Source organism: Streptomyces sp. NPDC001927, from assembly GCF_053594455.1.
Genome location: NZ_JBSFEN010000013.1, coordinates 1 through 14,014, shown reverse-complemented (window position 1 = coordinate 14,014; position 14,014 = coordinate 1). Strand labels below are relative to the sequence as shown.

The following is a 14,014-nucleotide window of genomic DNA, read 5'->3' as shown; positions in this document are numbered from 1 at the left end:
GACGGAGGTCCGGGACACCGGGCGTTCGTGTGCCATGGGCCGGGTGCGGAACACCGGCCCGCGACCGTGGATCACGCGTTCTAGGATCCAGGGATGACGGACGAGCTTCGCCTTACGGTCCTGGGTTCCGCGACGCCCTACCCGAGCGTCGACAACCCGTGCTCCGGCTACCTGGTGGCGAGCGGTGACACCCGGATCTGGGTGGACGCGGGCAGCGGAACCCTCGGCCCACTCCAGCGGCACGTACGGCTGGACGAGCTCGACGCCATCTGGATCTCCCACCTGCACGCCGACCACAGCGCGGACCTGCTGACCGCGTACTACGGCCTCCTGTACGCGGACATCCACCTGCCGGCGCCGATTCCGCTGTACGGCCCGCCGGGCATCGCCGACCGGTTGGCCGGATACCTCACCAACACGGCCGACCGCAGCGCGGTCGAATCCGCCTTCGCCGTCACCGAGTTGTACGACGGACACCGGGCCGACATCGGCTCGCTGCGGCTGACCAGCCGGGCGGTGAAGCACGGCATCCCGGCGTTCGCCGTTCGCGTCGACGGAGCGGGCGGATCACTGGTGTACTCCGGCGACACCGCACCGTGCCCGAGCCTGACGCAGCTGGCAGCGGGCTGCGACGCGCTGCTCTGCGAGGCCGAGAGCGCGGAGGCGCCAAAGGAGGGCGAGCAGGTGCACCACACCCCCGAGGACACCGGCGACACGGCTCACGCGGCCGGGGTGGGCCGCCTGATCGTCACGCACGTCGGCCGCTTCCTCACCCCGCAGGAGGCGGTGACCCGCGCCGCGACCCGCTACGACGGCCCGATCGACCACGCGACCCCCGGCACCACGTTCACCCTCCGCCCGTCCACCTGACCTGATCCTTCGCCGGTCAGCATCGGCCGCCCGGCCGGCTACTTGCTCCGCAAGGTCCCCAGCGGGCCGGGGGTCTCCTCCAGCTCCGCCACCGCCGTCTTCCACCCCGTGTCCTCGCCGCAGAGGGCACTGCGGAGGAAGGCCGTCGTGAGTCGCTGGATCAGCGCCACGCGCGCGGGGTGCTCGTCGGTCGTCTCGGCGGCCTCGTAGCCGGATATGCCGCCGAGCGAGTGCTCCGCGCCGAACAGCGTGAGCAGGCTCTTGGGCCCCGGGCTGTACGTGTACGGGTCGGTGAACCAGTCCGGGCCGCGGGTGGACAGCTGGGACTGGTCCTTGTCGCCTGCGACGACCAGGGCCGGTGTGGTCATGGTGGTGAACGACGGCCTCATGAAGGGGAAGTGCTCCGCCGCCCACGGGGTCAGGTCGTCGCCCAGGCCCGTCGCCGCGAGCAGCACGCCCGCCTTGACCCGGGGGTCGGACATGTCCTCCCCCGGTGCGCCGTCGGCGTCGAGGACACGCGCGCCCAGGAGCGTGCTCGCCGTCTGGGCGCCCCAGGAGTGGCCCGCCACCGCCACGCGCTCGTGGTCGACGCGTCCCGCCAGGCCAGGTACGGCCGCCTCCAGCGTGTCGAGGCCGTCCAGCACCCGCGTGAGGTCCTCGACGCGGATGCGCCAGATCTGCGGCGTACGGGGGTCATCGGCCGGGATGCCCAGCGTCCTGGAATCGAGGTGTGTGGGCTGGGCGACCACGAAGCCGTGCGCCGCCCAGTGATCCGCCAGCGGTGCGTAGCCGTCCATCGACGAGCCGAAGCCGTGCGAGAAGACGACCACCGGCAGATCGCCGCCGGTCGCGGGGGCGGACACGCGGACCTGGAGGTCCTCGCCCCGGCCCCTCGATGCGGGCAGGACCACGGGCTTCGCGGACATGGACATGAGCATGGGCATGGAGGTGCCTTCCGTCGTCGGCATTCGGTGCACGCCTGCGCGTGCGATCTGCCATCATGGATGAAACGGAACATCGCTCCGCTAACGATACGGAACACTGTTCCGCTTCGCAAGACCCCTTGTGCAGAAGGATGGAGAGCCGCGGTGGACGACAACGGCCAGGGCCAGGCCCAAGCCCCGGGGAGCAGCGCCCGGTCCAAGCGCAAGGACGCCCAGCGCAACCAGCAGACCCTGCTGGAGGCGGCGGCCGCGGCCTTCGTCGCCTCGGGTGTCGACGCGCCGGTGCGCGACATCGCGGCCCGCGCGGGCGTCGGGATGGGCACGATCTACCGGCACTTCCCCACCCGCGCCGACCTCGTCATCGCCGTCTACCGCCACCAGGTCGACGCCTGCGCCGAAGCCGGTCCCGGACTGCTGGCCGACAGCCCGACGCCCCACGCGGCCCTGGCGCAGTGGGTCGACCAGTTCGTGGACTTCCTGGTCACCAAGCACGGACTGGCCGCCGCCATGCAGGGCGACGGCCCCGGCTTCGAGGCCCTGCACGCCTACTTCCTCGAGCGGCTCGTGCCGGTCTGCGACCAACTCCTCGACGCCGCCGTCGCCTCCGGCGAGATCCGCGCCGACCTCGACCTCGACGCGTACCAACTCATGCGCGGCATCGGCAACCTCTGCATCGGCGCCGAGAGCGACCCCCGTTACGACGCCCGCCGCCTCGTCACCCTCCTCGTCGCGGGACTGCGCCAGCCACACTGAGACGACGACAAAGGGCGGCGCCCCGAGTCCGATGGACCCGGGGCGCCGCCCTCGTACGCGTACGAGACAACCAGTCGATCAGCCCTCGCTGACGCCCAGCTTCTCCAGGATCAGGTCCTTCACGCGCGCCGCGTCCGCCTGGCCGCGGGTGGCCTTCATGACCGCGCCGACCAGGGCGCCGACCGCCGCGACCTTGCCGCCGCGGATCTTGTCGGCGATGCCCGCGTTGGCCGCGATGGCCTCGTCGACCGCCGTGCCGAGCGCGCCCTCGTCGGAGACGACCTTCAGGCCGCGCTTCTCGACGACCTCGTCCGGGCCGCCCTCGCCGGCCAGCACGCCCTCGATGACCTGGCGGGCCAGCTTGTCGGTGAGGTCACCGGAGGCGACCAGCTCGGTCACCCGGGCGACCTGCGCCGGGGTGATCGGCAGCTCGTCCAGGGCCGTGCCCGACTCGTTGGCGGAGCGGGCCAGTTCGCCCATCCACCACTTGCGCGCCTGGTCCGACGGGGCGCCGGCCTCCGTGGTCGCGACGATCAGGTCGACCGCGCCCGCGTTGAGGATGGACTGCATGTCGTGCTCCGACACGCCCCACTCCTCGCGGAGCCGGTTGCGGCGCACGCGCGGCAGCTCGGGCAGCTCGCCGCGCAGCTCCTCGACCCACGCACGGGCCGGGGCGACGGGGACGAGGTCGGGCTCCGGGAAGTACCGGTAGTCCTCGGCGTTGTCCTTGATCCGGCCGGACGTGGTGGAGCCGTCTTCCTCGTGGAAGTGACGGGTCTCCTGCACGATCGTGCCGCCGGAGGTCAGCACGGCCGCGTGGCGCTGGATCTCGAAGCGCGCCGCCCGCTCCACCGAACGGAGCGAGTTGACGTTCTTCGTCTCCGAGCGGGTGCCGAAGGTCTGCGTGCCGTTGGGGCGCAGCGACAGGTTCACGTCGCAGCGCATCTGGCCCTTGTCCATGCGCGCCTCGGAGACGCCCAGGGCGCGGATCAGCTCGCGCAGCTCGGCGACGTACGCCTTGGCGACCTCGGGGGCCCGCTCGCCCGCGCCCTCGATGGGCTTGGTGACGATCTCGATGAGCGGGATGCCGGCGCGGTTGTAGTCCAGCAGGGAGTGGGACGCGCCGTGGATACGGCCGGTGGCGCCGCCGACGTGCAGCGACTTGCCGGTGTCCTCCTCCATGTGGGCGCGCTCGATCTCCACGCGGAAGATCTCCCCGTCCTCCAGCTGGACGTCCAGGTAGCCGTTGAAGGCGATCGGCTCGTCGTACTGCGAGGTCTGGAAGTTCTTCGGCATGTCCGGATAGAAGTAGTTCTTCCGGGCGAAGCGGCACCACTCGGCGATCTCGCAGTTCAGCGCGAGACCGATCTTCACGGCCGACTCGACGCCGATCGCGTTGACGACCGGGAGCGAGCCGGGCAGACCGAGACAGGTGGGGCAGGTCTGCGAGTTGGGCTCGGCGCCCAGCTCGGTCGAACAACCGCAGAACATCTTGGTCTTCGTACCGAGTTCGACATGGACCTCGAGGCCCATGACGGGGTCGTACGCGGCCAGCGCGGCTTCGTACGACAGCAGTTCAGTGACAGTCACGGTGGAACTTCCCTCTCAGCCCAGCAGGACGTCGTCGTCGCCGAGGCGCTTCAGCTCGCGGTACAGGATCGCGAGGCCGGTGACGATGGCGGCGGCGGACACGACGGCGTCGACGAGCTTGAGCGTGTCGTGCTCGGCGCGGGCCTTCTTGACCTGCTTCATCACGGTGACGGCGCCGAAGGCGGTGGTGCCCATGGACAGGTACGTACCGGCCTTGGACTTCTTGAAGCCCTTGGCCTTCTGCAGTGCACTGGTACTCACAGCGACGGAGCCTCCTCGAGCAGCGGGTGACCCCACTTTTCCACGAAGGCGGCCTCGACGGCGGCTCCGACCTTGTACAGCCGGTCGTCCTTCATGGCGGGGGCGATGATCTGCAGGCCGACCGGCAGGCCGTCCTCCGGCGCGAGGCCGCAGGGCAGCGACATGGCGGCGTTGCCGGCCAGGTTGGTCGGGATGGTGCACAGGTCCGCGAGGTACATCGCCATCGGGTCGTCGGCGCGCTCGCCGATCGGGAAGGCGGTGGTGGGGGTCGTCGGGGAGACGATCACGTCCACCTGCTCGAAGGCCTGCTCGAACTCGCGGGTGATGAGCGTGCGGACCTTCTGCGCCGAGCCGTAGTACGCGTCGTAGTAGCCGGAGCTGAGCGCGTACGTACCGAGAATGATGCGGCGCTTGACCTCGTCGCCGAAGCCGGCCTCACGGGTGAGGGCGGTGACGTCCTCGGCCGACCGGGTGCCGTCGTCGCCGACGCGCAGGCCGTAGCGCATGGCGTCGAAGCGGGCCAGGTTGGAGGAGCACTCGGACGGCGCGATCAGGTAGTACGCCGACAGGGCGAGGTCGAAGGTCGGGCAGTCCAGCTCGACGATCTCGGCGCCCAGCTCCTTGAGGAGCTCGACGGACTCGTCGAAGCGCTGCACGACACCGGCCTGGTAGCCCTCGCCGCGGAACTGCTTGACGACACCGACGCGCATGCCGGCGACGGAGCCGTTGCGGGCGGCCTCGACGACCTGCGGGACCGGGGCGTCGATGGAGGTCGAGTCCAGCGGGTCGTGCCCGGCGATGGCCTCGTGCAACAGGGCCGCGTCCAGGACCGTACGGGCGCAGGGGCCGCCCTGGTCGAGGGAGGAGGAGAAGGCCACCATGCCGAAGCGGGAGACGCCGCCGTAGGTCGGCTTGACGCCGACGGTGCCGGTGACGGCGGCGGGCTGGCGGATCGAGCCGCCGGTGTCCGTGCCGATGGCGAGCGGGGCCTCGTACGCGGCGAGGGCGGCGGACGAGCCGCCGCCGGAGCCGCCGGGGATCCGGGTGAGGTCCCAGGGGTTGCCGGTGGGGCCGTAGGCGCTGTTCTCGGTGGAGGACCCCATGGCGAACTCGTCCATGTTGGTCTTGCCGAGGATGACGACGTCGGCGGCCTTCAGGTTCTTGACCAGGGTCGCGTCGTACGGCGGGATCCAGCCTTCGAGGATCTTCGAACCGACGGTCGTCGGCATGCCGGACGTGGTGAAGATGTCCTTCAGCGCGAGCGGGACGCCGGCGAGCGGGCCGAGCTTCTCGCCCTTGGCGCGCTTCTCGTCCACGGCGCGGGCCTGGGCGAGGGCGCCCTCGCGGTCGACGTGCAGGAAGGCGTGGACCTTCTCGTCGACGGCCTCGATCCGGGCCAGGTGGGCCTCGGTCACCTCGACGGCGGTGAGCTCGCCGGAGGCGATCTTCGCGGCGATCTCGGCGGCCGTGAGCTTGATGATGGTGCTGTCCGTCATGTGATTAGTCCTCCCCCAGGATCTGCGGCACCTTGAAACGCTGCTGCTCCTGGGCCGGGGCGCCGGAGAGCGCCTGCTCGGGGGTGAGCGACGGACGGACCTCGTCCGCGCGCATGACGTTCGTCAGCGGCAGCGGGTGGGAGGTCGGCGGTACGTCTTGGTCGGCGACCTCGGAGACGCGGGCGACCGCGCCGATGATGTCGTCGAGCTGACCGGCGAAGTGATCGAGCTCTTCGCCCTTCAGCTCCAGACGCGCCAGCCGTGCGAGGTGGGCGACCTCCTCGCGCGTGATGCCAGGCATGCGATCCTCACGGGGTGAGTTTGATGGTGTTGGCCCAATCCTATGGGGCCCGCACCGCCACCCGTGAAACGGTTCGTCCGCGGCACTCGCGCGGGGGCTACTGCACCACCTGGCCCGAGGGGTGGTCGAGGTCCACGGGCGAGGCCGTCTCGGCGGCCTCCAGGGCCCGGAGCTCGGCGGCCTCCTCGGAGGGGCGGCGCCAGCCGTGCTCGCCGCGGGCGCGCAGCCAAGCGGTGGTCTCGGCGGGCGGCATCGCCGCGGCGACCAGCCAGCCCTGGACGGCGTCGCAGCCCAGGTCCCGCAGCCGCTCCCAGGTCTCGTCGTCCTCGACGCCCTCGGCGACCACGAGCAGACCGAGCGAGTGGGCGAGGTCCAGGGTGCAGCGGACGATCTCGGCGTCCTCCGCGTCGACGGCGAGCCGGGCGACGAAGGAACGGTCGATCTTCAGCTCGCTCACCGGCAGGCGGCGCAGGTGGACGAGGGAGGAGTAGCCGGTACCGAAGTCGTCCAGGGACATCTTCACGCCGTGGCCGGTCAGGCCGGCCATGGTGTCGGCGGCGCGCTGCGGGTCCTCAAGGAGCACGTGCTCGGTTATCTCCAACTGGAGCGCCCCGGCCGGGACGCCGTGGCGGGCCAGACGGGCGGCGACGGCGCCCGCGAAGCCGGGGGTGTGGACGTCGCGGGGCGAGACGTTGACGGCCACAGGAACGTTCAACCCCTGGGCCCGCCACCGGGCCACCTGCGCGAGCGCGGTCTCCAGGACGTACTCGGTGAGGTGCGGCATCAGGCCGGAGGACTCGGCGATGGCGATGAACTCGTCCGGGGGGACCCGGCCGCGCTCCGGGTGCACCCAGCGGACCAGGGCCTCCAGGCCGGCGACCTGGCCGTCGAAGCGGACCTTGGGCTGGTAGTGCAGCTCGACCTCGCCGGCGTCCAGGGCGCGGCGCAGGTCGCCGAGGAGACCGAGCCGGTCGGGGGTGTTGGAGTCGCGCTTGGACTCGTACACCTCGACGCCCGTACGGTCCCGCTTCGCCTGGTACATGGCGACGTCGGCGCGGCGCAGGAGACCCTCGGCGTCGAGCGCGTGGTCGGGGAAGACGGCGACGCCCGCGCTGGCCTCCAGGACGAGGGTGAGCCCGTCGAGGTCGAGCGGCGAGGAGAGTTCGGCGACCAGGTGGCGGGCGACGCGCTGGGCGCTGGTGGTGGAGTCGGCGATGGGGAGCAGGACGGCGAACTCGTCGCCGCCGAGCCGGGCGGCCTCCGCTCCACGCGGCAGGGCGAGCTTGAGCCGCTCGGCGATCTGGAGGAGCAGCCGGTCTCCCGCGAGGTGCCCGAGGGTGTCGTTGACCGATCGGAAACGGTCGAGGTCGATCAGGACGAGCGCGGAGCGGGCGCCCTCGCCCTCGGCCTGCTCCAGGGCGGTCCAGGCCCGCTCCAGGAGCCACTGGCGGTTCGGCAGGCCGGTGAGCGGGTCCTTCAACTGCTCCTCGGCGCGGGCGCGGGCGATCCAGAGCGTGGAGTCGAGGGCGATGAGCGGGACGGCGAAGAGCGGAAGCAGCAGCGGCTGGGAGACGGCGACGACGCAGATCAGCGGCGCGATGCCGAGCAGCGCGACGGCGACGAGGCCCTGGCGGAGCAGGGCGGTGCGGGCGACCGTCGGCAGTCCGCCCTGGGGCGAGAGGGAGTACCAGAGGAGCAGCCGGGTCACCACGAGGTAGGTGCCGGCGGCAAGGGCGACCTCGGGGATGTCGGAGATCCCCCAGGCGGGGGGCTGCCAGGGGTTCTCGACGGTCGGTACGTCTCCGAAGGCGGCGAGGACCAGGGCGGCCGCGCCGACGCCGAGGACGTCCACGGAGCCGTGCAGGAGGCCCTGGCGCCAGCGGTGGCGGCGGGCGGCGCCGACGAGGACGACGACGGCCATGGAGACGAGTCCGGCGGGCACCCAGCCGTAGAGGAGCAGGACGGCGAGGGTGAGGGCGGCGCCGGAGCCGGTGCCGCCCCACCAGCGGTCCCGGCCGAGGGCGACGAGGTGTCCGACGATGAGTCCGGTGAGGACGGCGAGGGACCAGCCCTCGGCGCCGCCGGGGAAGAGCCCGTGGCCGGAGCTCACGGCCCGGTAGATCCCGGTGGCGAGCACGACGGCGGCGAGACCGACCACGACGCCGGGGAGCCCGGAGGTGATCGCCACGCAGGCCGCGCGGCCGCGCGCCCGCGAGAGCGGGGCGGCGGCACTCTCGGTCGGTTTCATTCCGTCCCTCTCACAGCCGGCGGTGCCGTCGCAACGCGGTGGGCCGTTGTCATGCCGCCACGGCCGGCAGAGCCCACTCGGCCGCGCGACAGACGCACGGTCTCAACAGTAGGCCGCGGAGGGCTCCGACGGGCAGCGCTCTCCATCTCTTGCCCGAATGCGACCTGCCCACCCGTAACGATCTGGTATGCGCCGAACGGGTGACGCCGACAGGGCTTCCCGTCGGCGTCCCCCGGGCTACGCCTCGGCCGGGACGGCCGCCTCCCGAGCGGCTTCGGGCCCCTGTTCGAGCAGGACGGCGAAGCCGTCCTCGTCCAGAACCGGAACCTTCAGCTGCATCGCCTTGTCGTACTTGGATCCGGGGTTCTCGCCCACGACGACGAAGTCGGTCTTCTTCGAAACGGAACCGGTCACCTTCGCACCGCGGCTCTGGAGCGACTCTTTTGCGCCATCCCTGGTGAAGTTCTGCAGCGTGCCGGTGACGACGACCGTGAGCCCCTCCAGCGGACGCGGCCCCTCGTCCTCGCCCGCGCCCTCGTCCTCGAGGAGCACCCCGGCGGCGCGCCACTTGCGCACGATCTCGCGGTGCCACTCCTCGGAGAACCAGTCCTTCACGGCGGCGGCGATGATCCCGCCGACCCCGTCGACGTCGGCGAGCTCCTGTTCGGTCGCCTGCTCGATCCGCTCCAGGGAGCGGAATTCGCGGGCGAGCGCCTGGGCGGCGACCGGCCCCACGTGCCGGATCGAGAGGCCGTTGAGGAACCGGGCCAGCGGACGGGTCTTGGCCGCCTCGATGTTGGCCAGCATGGCAAGCGCGTTCTTCTTCGGCTCGCCCTTCTGGTTGGCGAAGACCGTGACGACCTTCTCCTCGCCGGTCTTCGGGTCCCGCTTGGGCAGCCCGCTGTCCGGGTCGAGGACGTACGCCTTGATCGGCAGCAGCCGCTCGATGGTGAGGTCGAAGAGATCGCCCTCGTCGAGAAGCGGAGGCTCGGACGGCTCCAGCGGGCGGGTGAGCGCGGCGGCGGCCACCGAGCCGAAGTTCTCGATGTCCAGGCACTCGCGGCCGGCCAGATAGAAGAGCCGCTCCCGCAGCTGGGCGGGGCACGTCCGCGCGTTCGGGCAGCGCAGATCGATGTCGCCCTCCTTCATGGCCCGCAGCGGCGTCCCGCACTCGGGGCACTCGGCGGGCATCACGAACTCCCGCTCGGTGCCGTCCCGCAGGTCGGCGACCGGGCCGAGGATCTCCGGGATGACGTCACCGGCCTTGCGCAGCACGACCGTGTCGCCGATGAGCACGCCCTTGGCCTTCACGACCTCCTGGTTGTGGAGGGTGGCGAACTCGACCTCGGAACCGGCCACCGTCACCGGCTCCACCTGCGCGTACGGCGTGACCCGGCCGGTCCGGCCGACGCCGACCTTGATGTCGACGAGCTTGGTGTTGACCTCCTCCGGCGCGTACTTCCAGGCGATCGCCCAGCGCGGGGCGCGCGCGGTGGAGCCGAGCCGGCCCTGGAGCGGGATCTCGTCCAGCTTGACGACGACCCCGTCGATCTCGTGCTCCACGGAGTGCCGGTTCTCACCGAAGTACGCGATGAACTCCCGTACCGCCTCGAGGGAGTCGACCACCTTGTTGTGTCGGGCGGTCGGCAGGCCCCACTCGCGCAGCAGCTCGTACGCCTCGCTGAGCCGGTCGATGGCGAAGCCCTCACGGGCGCCGATGCCGTGGACGACCATGCGGAGCGGAAGCGTGGCCGTGACCCGCGGGTCCTTCTGCCGCAGCGAACCGGAGGCGGAGTTGCGCGGGTTGGCGTACGGCTGCTCACCGGCCGCCACCCGGCGGGCGTTGAGGTCGGCGAAGGCCTCCATCGGGAAGTAGACCTCGCCCCGGATCTCCACGAGATCGGGGACGCGGTCACCGGACAGCCGCTCCGGAATGCCGTGGATGGTGCGGGCGTTGGGCGTGATGTCCTCGCCGGTGACGCCGGTGCCCCGGGTCGCCGCCCGGGTGAGCCGGCCCTTCTCGTACGTCAGGTTGATCGCCAGGCCGTCGACCTTGAGCTCGCACAGGAAGTGGTAGGCGGACGTGCCGACGTCCTTGGCGATCCGCTCGGCCCAGGCCGCGAGCTCGGCGTCGTCGAAGGCGTTGTCCAGCGAGTACATCCGCTCGCGGTGGTCGACCTTGGCCAGACCCGTCTCGTAGTCCCCGGAGACCTTCTGCGTGGGCGAGTCCGGCGTGCGCAGCTCGGGGTACTCCTCCTCCAGCGCCTCCAGGGCGCGCAGGAGCTTGTCGAACTCGCCGTCGCTGATGACCGGCTGGTCCTTCACGTAGTACCGGAAGCGGTGCTCCTCGACCTGCTCGGCCAGCTCCGTGTGCTGCTCCCGTGCCGCGGCGGGCAGGGCCCCCTGTTCGACTGCCACCGTTACTCGTCCTCCCGTTGCCTCAGACCCCGTCACTCAGGGTTGTCCGCGAGCGATCTCGCCGCCCGGGCGCAGTGGGCGAGGGCCGCGCGGGCGTAGGCGGGCGAAGCGCCCGCGAGCCCGCACGTCGGGGTGACCACGACGGACTCGGCGAGAGTCCCCGGATTCAGCCCCAGCCTGCGCCACAGCGTCCTGACACCCATGACGCTACCGCCCGGGTCGGACAATGCCGTGTCGGTGGACGGCACCACGCCCACGAAGAGCCTGGTGCCCGCCTCGACGGCCTCGCCGATCGGCTCCTCGTCACGTTCGGTGAGCAGCCCGAAGTCGAACGAGACGGCGTCGACGCCGGCCCGCCGCAGCAGCCCGAACGGCACGTCGGGGGCGCAGGAGTGGACGACGACCGGGCCGTCGTGGACCGCGATCACCTCGCGCAGGGCGCTCTCGACGACCTGCCGGTCGACGGCCCGGTACGTGCGGTAGCCGCTGGCGGTACGGACGTGGCCGCGCAGGACGGCGGTGAGGGAGGGTTCGTCGAGCTGGAGGGCGATCCTGGCGCCGGGGATCCGCTTGCGGAGCTCGGCGAGGTGGACGCCGAGGCCCTCGGCGAGGGAGCCCACGAGGTCCCGGCAGGCGCCGGGGTCGCCGAGGGCGGCCTCGCCGCCGCGCAGTTCGAGGGCGGCCGCGAGCGTCCAGGGGCCCACGGCCTGGACCTTGAGCGGACCTTCGTACCCCTGGGTGAACTCCTCCAGGGCGTCGAGGTCCTCGCCGAGCCAGGAGCGGGCGCGCCGGGTGTCCCGGCCGGGCCGGTCGCTGATCCGCCAGCCGCTGGGCTCCACGTGCGCGTACAGGTCGACGAGCAGCCCGAGGGTCCGGCCGATCATGTCGGCGCCGGGTCCGCGGGCGGGCAGTTCGGCGAGGAAGGGGAAGTCCTCGAAGCTGCCCGTGACGGTCTTGGCGGCTTCCCGGGCGTCACCGCCGGGGAGGGAGCCGACGCCGGTGGCGGGCCCCCAGACGAACGCGTTGGTCTCGCTGGTCTCGGTCACTGTTCCGGCGTCCCTATCGTCCCGGACGGACCGTCAGGTCGTTGATCTCCGCGTCGCGCGGGAGATCGACGGCCGTCAGGATCGCGGTCGCGACCGACTCGGGGTCGATCCAGCGGGAGGGGTCGTACTCCTTGCCCTCCTGGGAGTGGACCTTCGCCTGCATGGGGCTCGCGGTGCGGCCCGGGTAGACGGAGGTGACCCGCACCCCGTTGGCGTGCTCCTCGTGGCGCAGGGAGTCGGCGAGGGCCTTCAGGCCGTGCTTGGAGGCGGCGTAGGCGCTCCACTCGGCGTGGGCGTTCAGTCCGGCGCCGGAGTTGACGAAGACCACGTGCCCCTGGGAGACCCGCAGCTGGGGCAGGAAGTGCCGGGTCAGTTCGGCGGGGGCGATCAGGTTGACGTTGAGCTGGTGGCGCCAGGTCTTGGGGGTGAGGTCGCCGACCGGCCCGAGGTCGACGACGCCCGCGATGTGCAGGAGCGTGTCGACCCGTTCGGGCAGGCTCTGGTGCGAGAAGGCCCAGGAGAGCCGGTCGGGGTCGGCGAGGTCGCCGACGAGCGTCCGGGCGCCGGGGAACTCGGCGGCGAGTTCCTTGGCCCGTCCGGCGTCGCGCGCGTGGAGCACGAGGTCGTCCCCGCGCGCGTGGAGCCGGCGGGCGACCGCCGCGCCGATGCCGGAACCCGCCCCGGTGATCACATGAGTAGCCATGGGACCCATGCTCGCATCACCGAGCGGCTACAGACTCCTCCAGGTGGGCGAGAGCGGACACGCCGTCCTCGGCGAAGAAGACCAGGTCGGTGAGGGGAAGGGGGAGGAAGCCCTCGGCCTCCATGCGGTGGAACTGGGTCTTCAGGCCGTCGTAGAACCCTGCCGTGTTCAGCAGGACCACGGGCTTCGTGTGCTTGCCGTGCTTCCGCAGCTCCAGGACCTCGGTGGCCTCGTCGAGGGTGCCGGTGCCGCCGACCATGATCACGATCGCGTCCGACTTGGCCAGAAGCAGGGCCTTGCGCTCGGCGAGGTCCTTGGCGAAGACCATCTGGTCCGCGCCCGGGCGGGCCTTGGCGGCGAGGAAGTCGACGGAGACGCCGACGAGTCGGCCGCCCGCCTCCTGCACCCCGTCCGCGACGACCTTCATCAGACCGGAGTCCGAGCCGCCCCACACGAGGGTGTGGCCCGCCTTGCCCAGGCGCTCGGCGAAGTCGCGGGCGGGGGCGGTGTAGCGCTCGTCGAGGTCGGCGGCGGAGAGGAAGACGCAGATGTTCATGGCGCCCACGGTAACGCGCGCCTGGCGGGTGCCTCCGGACCCCCGCTCTCAAGATTTTCCCGGAATTTCCGTGCCCCACCGATGAGTTCGGCGCACGGGGTCGGTCAGCACTGCCATGGACGAGACGAGCGGCACATGGGGCGGCGTCCGGGGGCGGGTGCGCTCCGCGGACGGGACGACGATCGCGTACGAGCTGCGCGGGGAGGGGACGCCAGTGATCCTGGTGAGCGGCGCCCCGTGCACGGCCGAGAGCGGGCGGCCCCTGGCCGATCTCCTGGCGCCCCGGTACGCGATCGTCACGTACGACCGGCGGGCGTCGGGGGTGGAACAGGAGGAGATCGAGGACCTGGCGGCCCTGATCGACGAGGTGGGCGGCAAGGCCTTCGTGCACGGGATCGGGTCCGGCGGGGCGCTCGCGCTCGCGGCGGTGGCCGCCGGGCTGCCGGTGGAGCGGCTCTCGGTCTTCGAGCCGCCGTTCTCGGTGGAGGCGGCCGCGCGGCTCGGGCGGGTCCACGCGCGCGTGCTGGTCGTGGACGGCGGCGCGAGCCCGTCCCGGACGCGCCGGGCGGCCGTGGCGGTCTCGACGGCCCTCCCCCGGGGCCGCCACCGCACCCTGACGGGCCAGACGCACGAGGTGGCCCCGCACATCCTGGCGCCGGTCCTGGAGGGCTTCTACGAGGAGGAGTAGCGAGGCCGTCCTGGCCAGCCTCAGGCCGTCACAGCGTCTCAGGCCCTAGGCCGTTTCCTTCGGATCATCTGATCGTTGGCTGATGTGTGTCGTTGACTGACGCCCAGTGGGCGAGGATCGAGCCGCTGCTGCCGGATCGG

The 14,014-nt window shown here is 71.9% G+C and carries 13 protein-coding genes; 3 read left to right on the top strand and 10 right to left on the bottom strand.

Annotated elements, in window-relative coordinates:
- The first annotated feature begins 93 nt into the window (after window positions 1-93).
- Window positions 94-870, top strand: coding sequence for an MBL fold metallo-hydrolase (locus ACWCO8_RS31205; RefSeq protein WP_451035068.1), 777 nt, complete (start codon window positions 94-96; stop codon window positions 868-870).
- A 38-nt stretch (window positions 871-908) separates the two neighbouring features.
- Here the strand turns inward: ACWCO8_RS31205 and ACWCO8_RS31200 are convergent, their stop codons facing one another.
- Window positions 909-1,796: an alpha/beta hydrolase family protein gene (locus tag ACWCO8_RS31200; RefSeq protein ID WP_451035067.1), complete on the bottom strand. Its 888-nt coding sequence runs from the start codon at window positions 1,794-1,796 to the stop codon at window positions 909-911.
- Between the two features lie 162 nt (window positions 1,797-1,958).
- Here ACWCO8_RS31200 and ACWCO8_RS31195 point away from each other — a divergent pair, with 162 nt between their 5' ends.
- The gene (locus tag ACWCO8_RS31195; protein WP_451035066.1) at window positions 1,959-2,567 is read left to right on the top strand and encodes a TetR/AcrR family transcriptional regulator; all 609 of its coding nucleotides are present in this window, start codon (window positions 1,959-1,961) and stop codon (window positions 2,565-2,567) included.
- 78 nt (window positions 2,568-2,645) lie between these two features.
- Here ACWCO8_RS31195 and gatB read toward each other — a convergent pair whose 3' ends face one another.
- The 9 genes from gatB to ACWCO8_RS31150 all read right to left on the bottom strand — a co-directional run bounded on the left by gatB (window position 2,646) and on the right by ACWCO8_RS31150 (window position 13,186).
- On the bottom strand, window positions 2,646-4,157 hold the full coding sequence (gatB, locus tag ACWCO8_RS31190) for an Asp-tRNA(Asn)/Glu-tRNA(Gln) amidotransferase subunit GatB (RefSeq protein WP_451035065.1): 1,512 nt from the start codon (window positions 4,155-4,157) through the stop codon (window positions 2,646-2,648).
- A gap of 15 nt (window positions 4,158-4,172) precedes the next feature.
- The gene (locus ACWCO8_RS31185; protein ID WP_384507929.1) at window positions 4,173-4,418 is read right to left on the bottom strand and encodes a hypothetical protein; all 246 of its coding nucleotides are present in this window, start codon (window positions 4,416-4,418) and stop codon (window positions 4,173-4,175) included.
- Window positions 4,415-5,914: an Asp-tRNA(Asn)/Glu-tRNA(Gln) amidotransferase subunit GatA gene (gene gatA, locus ACWCO8_RS31180; protein WP_362003582.1), complete on the bottom strand. Its 1,500-nt coding sequence runs from the start codon at window positions 5,912-5,914 to the stop codon at window positions 4,415-4,417. The genes ACWCO8_RS31185 and gatA overlap by 4 nt, the downstream gene beginning before the upstream one ends.
- Window positions 5,915-5,918: 4 nt before the next feature.
- Window positions 5,919-6,215: an Asp-tRNA(Asn)/Glu-tRNA(Gln) amidotransferase subunit GatC gene (gene gatC / locus ACWCO8_RS31175; RefSeq protein ID WP_015036350.1), complete on the bottom strand. Its 297-nt coding sequence runs from the start codon at window positions 6,213-6,215 to the stop codon at window positions 5,919-5,921.
- A 97-nt stretch (window positions 6,216-6,312) separates the two neighbouring features.
- Complete coding sequence (locus ACWCO8_RS31170; RefSeq protein ID WP_451035064.1) at window positions 6,313-8,463, bottom strand: putative bifunctional diguanylate cyclase/phosphodiesterase; 2,151 nt, start codon at window positions 8,461-8,463, stop codon at window positions 6,313-6,315.
- Window positions 8,464-8,700: 237 nt separating this feature from the next.
- Window positions 8,701-10,881 carry an NAD-dependent DNA ligase LigA gene (gene ligA, locus ACWCO8_RS31165; RefSeq protein WP_451035063.1) on the bottom strand — a complete coding sequence of 727 codons (2,181 nt, stop codon included), beginning with the start codon at window positions 10,879-10,881 and terminating at the stop codon, window positions 8,701-8,703.
- Window positions 10,882-10,913: 32 nt separating this feature from the next.
- The gene (locus ACWCO8_RS31160) at window positions 10,914-11,927 is read right to left on the bottom strand and encodes a methionine synthase (protein WP_451035062.1); all 1,014 of its coding nucleotides are present in this window, start codon (window positions 11,925-11,927) and stop codon (window positions 10,914-10,916) included.
- 13 nt (window positions 11,928-11,940) lie between these two features.
- Window positions 11,941-12,639: an SDR family oxidoreductase gene (locus ACWCO8_RS31155; RefSeq protein ID WP_362003589.1), complete on the bottom strand. Its 699-nt coding sequence runs from the start codon at window positions 12,637-12,639 to the stop codon at window positions 11,941-11,943.
- Between the two features lie 7 nt (window positions 12,640-12,646).
- Entirely contained in the window at window positions 12,647-13,186 is a 540-nt protein-coding gene (locus ACWCO8_RS31150) for an LOG family protein (RefSeq protein WP_451035061.1), read from the bottom strand.
- A 115-nt stretch (window positions 13,187-13,301) separates the two neighbouring features.
- Here ACWCO8_RS31150 and ACWCO8_RS31145 point away from each other — a divergent pair, with 115 nt between their 5' ends.
- A complete protein-coding gene (locus ACWCO8_RS31145) occupies window positions 13,302-13,874 on the top strand; it encodes an alpha/beta fold hydrolase (protein WP_451035060.1) in 573 nt (190 codons plus the stop codon).
- Window positions 13,875-14,014 lie beyond the last annotated feature (140 nt).